The 11,882-nt window shown below is 69.1% G+C and carries 11 protein-coding genes; 1 reads left to right on the forward strand and 10 read right to left on the reverse strand.

What is annotated here, in order from left to right:
- Positions 1-36 precede the first annotated feature (36 nt).
- From VF106_RS00005 to VF106_RS00020, 4 genes are all read right to left on the reverse strand, one after another.
- Positions 37-1,584 (reverse strand): sialidase family protein, encoded by a 1,548-nt coding sequence (locus tag VF106_RS00005; RefSeq protein WP_330837401.1) that lies wholly within the window; start codon positions 1,582-1,584, stop codon positions 37-39.
- A gap of 161 nt (positions 1,585-1,745) precedes the next feature.
- Entirely contained in the window at positions 1,746-2,693 is a 948-nt protein-coding gene (locus tag VF106_RS00010; protein WP_330837402.1) for an SMP-30/gluconolactonase/LRE family protein, read from the reverse strand.
- Between the two features lie 153 nt (positions 2,694-2,846).
- Positions 2,847-3,626: an SDR family NAD(P)-dependent oxidoreductase gene (locus VF106_RS00015; protein WP_330837403.1), complete on the reverse strand. Its 780-nt coding sequence runs from the start codon at positions 3,624-3,626 to the stop codon at positions 2,847-2,849.
- A gap of 50 nt (positions 3,627-3,676) precedes the next feature.
- Positions 3,677-4,681, reverse strand: a complete 1,005-nt coding sequence (locus tag VF106_RS00020; protein ID WP_330837410.1) for a proline racemase family protein — start codon at positions 4,679-4,681, stop codon at positions 3,677-3,679.
- Between the two features lie 121 nt (positions 4,682-4,802).
- Between VF106_RS00020 and VF106_RS00025 the strand changes: the two genes are divergently transcribed.
- Complete coding sequence (locus VF106_RS00025) at positions 4,803-5,543, forward strand: NADPH-dependent F420 reductase (protein ID WP_330837404.1); 741 nt, start codon at positions 4,803-4,805, stop codon at positions 5,541-5,543.
- A 418-nt stretch (positions 5,544-5,961) separates the two neighbouring features.
- On the opposite strand, the gene VF106_RS00030 is transcribed toward VF106_RS00025, so the two are convergent.
- The 6 genes from VF106_RS00030 to VF106_RS00055 all read right to left on the reverse strand — a co-directional run bounded on the left by VF106_RS00030 (position 5,962) and on the right by VF106_RS00055 (position 11,490).
- Positions 5,962-6,972, reverse strand: a complete 1,011-nt coding sequence (locus VF106_RS00030) for a LacI family DNA-binding transcriptional regulator (RefSeq protein WP_330837405.1) — start codon at positions 6,970-6,972, stop codon at positions 5,962-5,964.
- Positions 6,973-7,018: 46 nt separating this feature from the next.
- Positions 7,019-8,197, reverse strand: a complete 1,179-nt coding sequence (locus tag VF106_RS00035) for a Gfo/Idh/MocA family protein (protein ID WP_330837406.1) — start codon at positions 8,195-8,197, stop codon at positions 7,019-7,021.
- Positions 8,194-8,571 (reverse strand): VOC family protein, encoded by a 378-nt coding sequence (locus tag VF106_RS00040; protein ID WP_330837407.1) that lies wholly within the window; start codon positions 8,569-8,571, stop codon positions 8,194-8,196. Before VF106_RS00040 ends, VF106_RS00035 begins: the two co-directional genes overlap by 4 nt.
- Positions 8,568-9,383: an ATP-binding cassette domain-containing protein gene (locus tag VF106_RS00045; RefSeq protein ID WP_330837408.1), complete on the reverse strand. Its 816-nt coding sequence runs from the start codon at positions 9,381-9,383 to the stop codon at positions 8,568-8,570. Before VF106_RS00045 ends, VF106_RS00040 begins: the two co-directional genes overlap by 4 nt.
- Positions 9,384-9,388: 5 nt before the next feature.
- Positions 9,389-10,309, reverse strand: coding sequence for an ABC transporter permease (locus VF106_RS00050; protein WP_330837411.1), 921 nt, complete (start codon positions 10,307-10,309; stop codon positions 9,389-9,391).
- A gap of 182 nt (positions 10,310-10,491) precedes the next feature.
- Positions 10,492-11,490: a sugar ABC transporter substrate-binding protein gene (locus VF106_RS00055; RefSeq protein WP_330837409.1), complete on the reverse strand. Its 999-nt coding sequence runs from the start codon at positions 11,488-11,490 to the stop codon at positions 10,492-10,494.
- Positions 11,491-11,882 lie beyond the last annotated feature (392 nt).

Raw genomic sequence — 11,882 nt, forward strand, 5'->3', positions numbered from 1 at the left:
CTTGGTCAGCTGACCAAGGGCCGCGTCTCATGTGTGTCAGGCCGGTGCTGGCTTGCCGCGACTGATCGGGAAGCCGGACCTGGCCAAGCCGGCTGGTGACGGCTCGGGGACGATCGTCGCAGGCGGGAACGGAGCCGCGACGGTCGTGCCGAACGTGTCGGTCGCCGGGTTGGACATCGTGAAGAACGGCTTGAAGGTCTGGCCCGTGGCCGCGGTGCCGATGTAGTCACCGACGAAGAAGCCGCGGGCGACCGGCGCCTGACGCATGTCGAACGAGGTCGGGGTCACCCGTTCCTCGCTCCACGTCGCGCCACCGTCGCTCGACCGCAGCACCCACACGTCGGTGTCGAGGGAAGTACTCGCCGTCGTGTCGAAGCGGAAGTCGTAGTGGGTGACGGCGATGTTACCGGCGTCGTCCACCTCGATGGCGGCTGTGAAGGCCTGTGTCGAGGCGTCCGAGTTGATCCGGACCGCCGGTGTCCACGTGAGACCGCCGTCGGTCGACTTCGAGAACGCGATCTGGTCCCGCTGGAAACCGTTCCACCGGGCGTCCTGCCACACCGCGTACACCTCGTCGTGGCCGGGCCGCTCGTCGGTCGCGATCGACGGGATGATGTCGCCGGTACGCACGGGCGCGCCGTCGCGCGGGTCCCGCACCCCGACCGTGCCGAGGCGGTCCACCACGATCTCGCCGCTCCACGTCGCGCCCGCGTTGGTCGAGCGCAGCACCGAGATCGTGCCGCCCTGGCGACCGAGAGCGTTGTCGTTGCGGAACACGGTCATGATGTTGACGAGATCGCCCTGGCCGGTGACCGAGATCTGGTTGCCGATCGTCTGGTCGTTCTGCCCGGGGTCGAAGATGTTCCGCGCCGGTTCCCACGTCGCACCACCGTCGGTGGTCCTGGTGAAGTAGGTCGGGCCGCGGAACGCCGCCGCGGTCAGGAACGACTGGCCACCCGCGCGTTCGTTCGGGAAGACGAGCCGGTCCCACACGCCGTAGACGTTGTTCGCGTTGTGCGGGTCCGCGGTCATGGAGTTCTTGTCGTTGAACACGTGCGGGTTGGTGTCCTTGATGAGCACCTTCGGCGGTCCCCACGTGAAGCCGCCGTCGACGGACTCGCTCACCAGCATCGCGTTGTCGAGGTTGCGAGTGTCGTTGAAGGACAGGCTCATCTGGTAGGCGTGCCCGTCCGCGCCGATCGTGACCCACGGGTCGGTCGCGCGTTCGAAGTCACCGACACTGCCCGGCGCGGCACCCGCGCACCGGGAGAACAGCGGCAGCGCGCCGACTCCCAGCTGGGTCCACGTCGCGCCGCCGTTGGTGGACACGCTCGTGCCAAGGCCGCTGGCGCCACCGGTGTCGATACGGTCCTGTTGGTACACACCGATCAGGCGTTGGGGATCCAACGGGCTCACGTCGATCCACGGCTCCACTTCGGAGTCGCGGTAGATCACGCCGTTCTGGGGCGCCCCGTGACAGCCCTCCGCGAAGGTACTGGCGCCGCTGGCCTGGCTGAGCGGCGCGACGGCCGCCACCGCGGACGGGGTGCTCACCGCCATGACGAGCACGCCCACCACGGTCACGATCACTGCTGGATGACGTCGAGACATAGAAACCGCCTTTCCTTTGTCCCCTTTCGAGTTGTCGGCGGCCTCGACGTGAGTTCATGCGGGTGCCGGCTCGAACACAGCACGGTTCGAGCCGGCTGTCGGGGAAAGAGTCCGAAGTAGAACTGTTGGTACGTTCAGCGTTCGACGAGGATCACTTCGTACTGGTCGGCCGTGGGTGGCAGTCCGGTGTCGAACTTCGCGTTCACCACCGCGAGCGTGTTGCCGTGCAGCGCGCCCGTCGCCGGCACCTGGAACAGCGGGCTGGTGATCGTGGCTGTCAGGGTGCCGGACGTCAGGTCGGGGCTCAGTCGCCACCTGGTGACCTGGTTGGAGAAGTTCTGCACCACCCACAGGTCGCGTCCATTGAGGACGATGCCGTCCGCGTTGGGCACGGAGATGCCCGCCACCTGCGCGCTGGCTCCCGTCTGCGGGTCGACGGTGTAGATCGCCGCGTTGTTCGTGTGCGCGAGAATCAACGTCTTGCCGTTCGGAGTCGCCTCGATGCCGTTGAGGTTGAACTGCCCTGTGATGGCGCCGGCCGGACCGCTCACCGGCAGCACCTGAACGGGTCCGAGCTCGCCGGTCGGGCTGACGGGTACGAAGTAGAGCACGGGCTGGAACGTGTCGGTGAACCAGGCGCCGCCGTTGACCACCACGACGTCGTTGATGAGCGTGTTGCCCGTGGCGAGCTGGATGGTGGCGACGTCGGCGCCGGTGATGCCGTCGTAGACGTGCGCCGTGCCGTCGAACCCACCCGCCACGAACAGCAACCCGGTGCGCTCGTCGAACTTCATCCCGACCGCCATCCGACCGGCGGGTGCGTCGATGAACAGCTCGGCGGTGCCGCGCTGGTAGTTGCCCCGGTAGATGTCCCCGCTGAACAGGTCGCCGGCGTAGAACTCCGCGCCCCGACCGGTCGCGATGCCCTCCGCGGAAGTCGCTCCGGGCAACACGATCACGTCACTGGCCGGCGCCGCGGCGGCTGGCGTGACAGCAGGTATCACTGTCGTCGCGATGAGCACGCCGGCCGTGGCGAGCGCCCGCCACGCGGGCACGCGGGAGCGAACGGGTCCGTTCTTCATGATCGCCTCCTCATGACGCGGACCCTGCACACCATGATGCGATCCCGCCGGCGGTCCGTCCATCGTGGACACAGCACGGAAGCGTCAGTGCACCGAGCGCCCGCGAGAGGCCAACTCTGGCCACACAGGAGCGAGACGCTGCGTGAGCATGGTTCAACCAGGTGGCGTGCCGATCGCGTCGGCGATGCCCTTGTGCGAGGTGTGGGCGGTGAGGCCGCCGTCCACGACGATCTCGGCGCCGTTCAGGTAGGACGAGTCGTCGGACACGAGGAAGACGATCAGCGGCGCGATGTCGTCGACGGTGCCGGTGCGGCCGAGCGGGATCTCGGCCAGCGCCGCGTCCCGGAACGCGGACGACGCCGACGCCATCAGCGGTGTCTCGACCAGTCCGGGCATGACGGCGTTGACCCGGATGCCGCGGGCACCGAACTCGAGGGACGCGGTACGGGTGAGGCCGCGCAACGCCCACTTGCTCGCGGTGTAGGCCGCCGCCACGTGCCCACTCAACGCGGCCACCGAGCAGATGTTGACGATCGTCGAGCCGGGCGCCATGAGCGGCACCAGCGCCTGTATGCCCAGCAGCGGGCCGGTCACGTTGATCTCGAAGGTGCGGTGCCAGGTGGCCAGGTCCACGTGCGGGAGCCGGTCGCGGGCGGCGACCCCGGCGTTGTTGACCAGTGCGTCGACCCGGCCCAGTTCGGCCGCCATGGCGGCCCACGCCTCGGGATCGGTCACGTCGAGATGCCGGTAGCTCACCGGGAGCCCTTGTTCCACAAGGGTTTTCTCCAGGGCGCGGCCGTCGTCGTCGAGGATGTCCGCGGCGACGACCGTCGCGCCGGCCCGCGCGAGCGCGGTCACGCCGGCGGCGCCCTGTCCGCGTGCGCCGCCGGTGAGCACGACTATCTTGCCGTCGAGCCGGTTGCCGTGAGCCATGGCTGTCTCTCCTCTGTGGACCAATGCCTCGACGGTAGCCCTGGCAAGGCTCACCGCAGGACGAACCCGGGGACCAGCGGGTCGTGCGGGTCGACGTGGAACACGTGCTCGCCGGTGCGGTAGGCCATGCCCGTGACCTGGGGGACGACGGCGGGACGACCGTCGACGTCGACATGGCCGAGCACGGTGCCGGTGAACGTGCTGCCGACGATCGAGTCGTGCCGCAGCACGGTGCCGGCGGGCAGCCGGCCGGCGGCGGCGAGCACCGCGAGCCGGGCGCAGGTGCCCGAGCCACACGGGGAACGGTCGACCTGGCCGTCGGCGAAGACGGTCACGTTGCGCTGGTGCACCTGCTGTGCGTGCGAGCCGAGGTCGTCGACCCAGATCGTGCCGTACACACCGGTCAGCCGCGGGTCCGTCGGGTGCACGGCGTGGTCGGTGGCGTCGAGCGCCCACTTGATCTCACGGCCGAGCGCGATGAGCTCACCGAGGCGCTCCGGCGTGACCGACAGCCCCAACCGGTCGGCGGGCAGAGTCGCGTAGATCGCCCCGCCGTAGGCCACGGTCACCGACACCTCACCACGGGAGGTGGTCACCGGCACGTCCGTGGCGACCACCCAGCTGGGCACGCCGACGAAGTCGACGGCGACCACTCGGGCGTCCTGGCGGTGCACCCGTGCGGTCACCCGGCCGGAGGGCACGTCGATCACGACGTCCACGCTGCCGGTCACCGGAGCCGGGACCCGGCCGGTCTCCACCGCCCACACACCCAGCGCGATCGTCCCGTGCCCACAGGCGGTCGAGAACCCGTCCTTGTGCCAGAACAGCACGCCAAGGTGAGCGCCGTCGTCGTCCGGCGGCACGACGAACCCGCCGTACATGTCCGCATGTCCACGCGGCTCCGAGCACAGCACCGCTCGCAGCGCCTGAACGTCGGGGTCCTCGATCGCCCTGACCCGACGCTGCGCCACCGTCTCACCCGGCATCGGCACCGGCGGATCCACCACGATCCGGAACGGCTCCCCGCCCGTGTGGTAGTCCGTCGTCACGATCATCCCTGGCAACACGGCGGCATCCTGCCACGCCGACAGCGACCAGACAGCAACCGACAGTCGACTGCCACCTGTGCTACCGTCGCCAACGAAGTGACAGTCAACTGCCGTCTTAAGGAATGACATGACTCTGGGTCTGATCGGCTCCGGCATGATCGGTGGCACGCTCGCGCGCCTCGCGGTCGCGGCCGGCATGGACGTCATCCTCAGCAACTCCCGTGGCCCCGCCACCCTCGCCGACCTCGTCACCGAACTCGGCGACCAGGCCCGCGCGGCCACCCCGGTCGAGGCGGCACGGGCTGACCTCGTCGTGGCCACCATCCCGCTGAGCGCGTACTCCCAGCTGCCCGCCGACGCCCTCGCCGGCAAGACGGTCATCGACACGATGAACTACTACCCGCAGCGCGACGGCACCATCCCCGAGCTCGACTCGAACGAACTGACCTCCAGCGAGCTCGTCCAGCGCCACCTGGCAAGTTCCCGGGTGGTCAAGGCGTTCAACAACATCACCTTCTTCAACCTGGGCAACCTCGCGCGGCCCGCCGGCGCCGACGACCGCAGCGCCCTCCCCATCGCCGGCGACGACACGGCCGCCAAGGCCGAGCTGGTCGCACTGCTGGACACCCTCGGCTACGACGCCGTGGACGTCGGCACCCTGGCGGACAGCTGGCGCAGCGAACCCGAAACCCCCGTCTACGTGCAGCCCTACATGCCGGGACGCCCGCCCGAGGGACTCAGCCCGGAAGACACCTTCCGCTGGATGACCGAAACCCCCGGACACCCGGTCCCCGCAGGCCGAATCAAGGAACTGACCGAGAACGTCGTCCGCGGCCCGGCCGGCGGAAGGTTCCCCGGCAGCGCGTGACGGTTCACCTCAGCCGGGTTTCGTCGGACGTTGCCGGTGCCTCGAGGGTGCCCTTCAGGGCGCTGAGCCAGGAAACCACCGATGATTTTGCCGGTGGCGCCGCGAACGACGCGTTGGGGACGTGGCCGGTGCCCTGAAAGACGCGATCGGGACGTTCAACGACATGAGCGCGTCTTTCGAGACATCGCCCGTGGGGCGAACGCGCCATTCGTGAGCGGTGTGGTGAAGTACGCCTTCCTCGCATCGCTGCCGGGCGACGTCGCCACCGCCCCGTGACCTCAGGCGGTTTCGGGGCACGAAGCGCCCGAAACCCGCGCAGCGAGTCCATCGGCCCGCACCCCGAGCCACCAAGACCATCGGTGGATCCGGGCTGAACGTCCCGAGGGTGCCCCTCGGGACACAGCCTCGAACCGTGGGGTCAGGACGCCGGTGGGGCGGTGGTGCTGCGGACGATCAGCTGGGTCCTGAGGACGACCTGCTTGGCCTCGGTGCGTTCCTCGTCCAGTCGTTCGAGAGCGGTGTCGATCGCGGCTTCGGCGGTGCCCGGGATGTCCTGGCGCACGGTGGTGAGGTCGATGTGCGGCAGCTGGGCGGCGCGGCTGCCGTCGAAGCCGACGATCGAGATGTCGCCCGGCACCGTCACCCCCATGCGCCGCAGCGCGTGCAGCAGTCCGACCGCGCACCGGTCGTTGGCCGCGAACACCGCGGTGGGCAACGGATCCATGCGGAACAGCTCCTGCGCGGCCAGCGCGCCGCACTCCTCGGTGTAGTCGCCGGGAATCATGTGGACGTGCTCCGCGAGACCGTGCTTGCGCATGGCGTTGCGGTAGCCGCGGCGGCGGTCGGCGGCGGCGGGGCCGTGGCCGCCGTCGATGTGGACGATCCGCCGGTGCCCGAGGCCGACGAGGTGATCCACCGCCTGCCGCGCGCCCCTGACGTCGTCCGAGCGGACCGTGTCGAACCGCGGACCGTGCTGGTGCGGGCCGACGACCACCAGCGGTGCCTGGGAGGCGAGGGAGGTGAGCTGCGCGTGTGTCGTCTCCACACCGATCAGCAGCACGGCCTCGCACCGGAACCCGAGCAGTTCCTCGGTCGCCTTGGTGACGTCACGGGTCTGGGTCAACGCGCCCAGCACCACGTCGTAGCCGCTCTTCTCGGCAACCGGGTAGAGCGCGTCGATGACGTCGGCGTGGAACGGCTCGGTCGGGACGTACAGCGCGCCCAGGTGCCGGCTGCGGCGGCTCCTCAGCAGCTGCGCGGCGGTGTCCGGGCGGTAGCCGAGCTCGCGGGCGGCTTCGAACACCCGCTCGCGGGTCTGCTGGCTCGCGCCCTCCTTGCCGCGGAACACGAGCGAGACCAGGGCCCGGGAGACGCCGACCCGCTCGGCGACGTCTGCCATCGTCGGCCGCCGCGCGTCCCGATCGTCCACGGTTGACCTCCCTGTTGCCTCGTCGAATAGTATCCGCCCTGGTCACCTACGCGATCTTCACGGCCACTCCCCCGCCCCGCGCCGACTCGACGACCGCGTCGAGCACCTCGAGACCCCGGACCGCGTCGTGGAACGACGGGCACGGCGGCAGGTGGTCGAGACCGACGATCTGGTCGAGGAACGCCCGGGCCTGGTACACGAACAGGTCACCCGTGCCGTAGCCGACGCCCGGGGCGTCCATCGGCACGCCACGCCGCAGGTACGGGTGCGCTGGCCCGACGTACACACGCCGCTGTCCGTTGACCTCGCCCCGGGGACTGCTGTCGGTCACCTGGAACTCGCCGGCACGCTGCAGGTCGAACGCGGCCGAACCTGCGGACCCGAACACTTCGAACGCCAGCCCGTTGGGCAGCCCGTGCGCGACCCTGGACACCGAGAACGTGCCGACGGCGCCGTTTTCGAAGCGGGCCGTGAACGTGGCGAGGTCCTCGTTCTCCACCGGTTCGACCTCACCGGTCAGCTCGCCCCGCTCGTGCCCGAGCGTCACACCGGCCGGCACCGGACGCTCGTCGATGACGGTGGTGAGCACGGCACCGCTCACCTCGACCACCGGACCGCACACGTACTCGGCGGTGTCGACCATGTGGCTGCCAACGTCGGCGAGCGCGCCGGTGCCGGGTCCACCCTTGTACCGCCACGACATGGGGGTGAGCGGGTCGAGCGCGTAGTCGTACCAGGCGTGCCCGTTGAAGTGGATCGGCCGGCCGAGGTGTCCGTTGTGGACGTGGTCGCGGATCGCGCTCATCGCGGGTGAACGGCGGTACGTGTAGCCGACCGCGGCGACCGTGGTGGCGTCGTCGGCCGCGGCGGCCATGGCCCGCGCGTCGGCGAGCGAGGGCGCGAGCGGCTTCTCGCACAGCACGTGCTTGCCCGCCGCGAGCAGCGCTTCGATGATCTCCCGGTGCAGATGGTTGGCCACCACCACGCTGACCGCGTCGACGTCGTCGGCCGCGACGATGGCCCGCCAGTCGCTTTCGGCACGGGCGAAGCCGTACCGCTGCCGCGCGTCCTGAGCGAGTGCCTCGTTGGTGTCCACAACGGACACCAGGCGGGCCTCGGGGCCGTCGGCGTCGAACACGGTGCCCGCTGAGCGGTACCCCGCGGCGTGCGCGCGGCCGGCCATCCCGGCGCCGATGACCGCGACGCCGACGGACTTCCTTGTCATGCTTCACCTTCCTGGGCTGCGATCGGTTCTTCGTGCGGAGCGATCAGCTCTATCGCGTTACCCGACGGATCGGTGAGGAACGCCCGGCGGGCCGCGTCCAGCGGCACGGTCACCACGGCCCCGGCGGCACGGAGTGCGTGCACGGCGGCGTCCAGGTCGGGGACGAGGAGCGCCATGTGCTGGCCGCGGTCCGGGGGCGGGTCGGCGTGGACGAGGTGCACCTGCTGGCCACCGACGTCCAACCAGGCGCCGGCCGCGGCCGTGGCGGGACGATCGGTGCGCAGCCGCAGGCCGACGACGCGGGTGTAGAAGTCGACGGCCTGCTCGACGTCGGCCACGGCGAGCGTGACGTGGTGGATGGCGAGTGGTCTCATCGTGTGGTCGTCTCGTGCAGGGCACCCATGTCCGGTGTGTCCAGTCGATCCAGCTCGTGCCGCAGCGCCTCCAGCTCGGCACCACCCGCCATGTGGTGGGTCAGGTCGTCGAGGCTCAGGTCGGCGCGGGCCGTGTCGAGCTCCACCTGACCTTGCCGCAGCACGACGAAGTGGTCGCCGACCATGAACGCGTGATGCGGGTTGTGGGTGATGAAGATGACCCCGAGGCCGGCGTCCCGCGCGGCGGCGACGTACTTCAGCACCACCCCGGACTGCTTGACGCCCAGCGCGGCGGTCGGCTCGTCGAGGATCAGCACCCGCGCGCCGAAGTAGATCGCGCGGGCGATCGCCACGCACTGGCGCTGCCCACCGGACAGGGTGCCGATCGGCTGGTCGATGTCGGGCAGGTCGATGCCCATCTGCCGCAGCTCCGCGTCGGCGGTCGACCGCATCCGCTCCACGTCCAGGCGCCGCAACGGTCCGCGGCCGACCGTCTGCTCGGACCCGAGGAAGAAGTTGCGCCACACAGGCATCAGCGACACGACCGCGAGGTCCTGGTACACGGTCGCGATACCTCGGTCGAGCGCGTCCCTCGGCGAGGAGAACCGTGCCTCCTCCCCGTCGACGAGGTAGGAACCCTCGTCGTGCGAGTGCAACCCGGAGATGATCTTGATCAAAGTGGACTTGCCGGCGCCGTTGTCACCCAGGATGCACGTCACCGCTTTGGCTTTGACCCCGAGACTGACCCCGCTGAGCGCACGGATGTTGCCGTAGTACTTCCCGACGTCGACGAACTCCACGATGTACGACATGTGACTCACCTCCTCGCGGCCCGGTTGCGGACCCACATGTTGAGCAGCGTCGCGGCGAGCAACGTGGCGCCGATGAAGAACTTCAGCCAGTCCGGGTCCCAGTTGGCGTAGACGATGCCCTGGGTGGTCATGCCGAAGATGAACGCGCCGATCGCCCCGCCGATCGCCGAGCCGTAGCCGCCGGTGAGCAGGCAGCCACCGACCACCGCGGCGGCGATGTAGATCAGCTCGTTGGTCACGCCCTGTCCGGACTGGACGGTGTCGAACGCCAGCAGGTTGTGCATGCCGAGGAACCAGGCCGTGAACCCGACGGTCATGAACAGACCGATCTTGGTGCGGTTGACCGGCACCCCGACCGCACGCGCGCTGTCGGCCTGGCCGCCGACCGCGAAGATCCAGTTGCCGACCCTCGTGCGCAGCAGCACCCAGGTGGCGATCGCGACGAACAGCAGCCACCAGAACACGGTGACCTTCACCGAGACGTCGCCGACGGGTATCTCGGACGCGAAGACCGCCCGCGCGGAGTCGAACCCGTCCATGTCCGCGATGGAGTTCGACGCCACCCCGCCGGTGACGAGCTTGGTGATGGCGAGGTTGAGCCCCTGCAACATCAGGAACGTCGCGAGGGTGACGAGGAAGCTCGGCAGCTTGGTGCGGACCAGCACGTAGCCGTTGACGAACCCGACCGTGAGCGAGACGGCCAACGCCACGAGCACGCCAACCCACACGTTCGTCGTGAACTGGAAACTGAACATGCCGGCGGTCAATGCCGAGGTCGTCACCGCCACGCCGGCGGAGAGGTCGAACTCGCCGCCGATCATCAGTAACGACACCGCGACCGTCATGATCCCGATGGTCGAGCTGGCGTAGAGCACAGTGGACAGTGAGGCCGCGTTGCGGAACGGCTCGGCGACCGCGAAGAACATCACGAACACCGCGACGGCGCCGACCAGCGAGCCGACCTCGGGCCTGGCGAGGAACCGTCCCGCCTCCCCGGAATTCAATGTGTTGGTCACGTTGGAGACGGATGACTCTGTCTGGTCACGTACTTGTGGCTGATTTGCGTCACGTTCCCCTGAGGTGCGGTTGGGAAGCACTCGGCCGGTCATCACCGTGTACCCTTCGCGGCGAACTCGGCCACCGCGTCGACGTTGTCCTTGGTGATGAACGCGGGGCCGGTCAGGACGGGCGCCTGCGAGCCGCCGGGGAAGTTGCCGTTGGTCTTGTACAGCCACAGCGTGTCGATGGCGAGGTAGCCCTGCAGGAACGGCTGCTGGTCGACCGCGAACTGGATGGCGCCGTCCTTGATGGCGGTCACCAGCTCCTTGTTCGTGTCGAACGTCGCGACCTTCGCCGCGCTCCCGGCACCCGACACCGACTTCACCGCGGCGAGTGCGATCGGCGCGCCGAGGGTCACCACGTAGTCGATGCTCGTGTCCTGCTGGAGCTTGGCCTGGATGGTCGACTGCACCGACGGCATGTCCTGACCGTTGACGTAGAGGACCTCGGTGGTGCCCTTGAAGGTCTCCTTCACCCCGGCGCACCGGGCCTCCAGCTGGACCTGGCCCTGCTCCTGGATGACGCAGGCGGCGTGCTTCGCGCCGGCCTCGTTGAGCTTGTTGCCGAACGCCTGGCCCGCGACCTTCTCGTCCTGCCCGAAGTAGGACAGCAGACCGAGCTGCTTCCACTGGTCCACACCGGCGTTGAACCCCACCACCGGGATGCCGGCGGCCTCGGCCTTCTTCACGACCGGGCCCAGCGCGTCGGGGTTCGGCATGGTCACCGCGAGCCCGTCGACCTTCTGGTCGATCGCGTTCTGGATCAGGTTCGCCTGCTCGGGCGCCTGGACGTTGCCGGCGAAGATCAGCTCGACGTTGTCCTTCGCCGCCGCGGCCTCGGCACCCTTGCGGATGATGTCCCAGAACGTGTCGCCGGGGGGCGCGTGGTGGATCATGGCGATCTTCAGCCGGGGCGTGTCCGCCTTCCCGGCGGCGACCACGGCGTTGCCCTCCTGGGCCTGCTTTCCACCGCTGCTACTGCAGCCTGCCACCGCGAGTAACCCCGCGACCGCGAGTGCGAGGACGGTCAGCGCGCGATTCTTCTTCACCGTATGTGCACCTCTTCGTGCATCCGATTTACCAACTGGGAAAGAGGGGAATCCCGTCCATCGGCTGATGCCGGCCGAGATGTCCTGTCTCGTACTACTAGCACGTTCTAGACTGGAGGTACTATCACTCGCGTCATCGGTGATGTCAAGCACTTGACACGAGCTGGCCGCCCCTCGGATAGTGCCTGTCTGTCACGAGAGACTAGATCGTGCTAGTCCGCTGGCGGCGGTCCGGGCACGAGGAGGTGCGCCATGAAGATCGCGCTTGATCCGTACATGCTCCGTCACCTGCCGATGACCGAGATGGTCCGCACGGTCGCCGACATCGGCTACCACCACATCGAACTCTCCCCCCGCGACGAGTTCATGCCCTTCTTCCTCCACCCCCGCGC

The sequence above is a fragment of the Actinophytocola sp. genome (assembly GCF_036378875.1).
Lineage (GTDB): Bacteria > Actinomycetota > Actinomycetes > Mycobacteriales > Pseudonocardiaceae > Actinophytocola.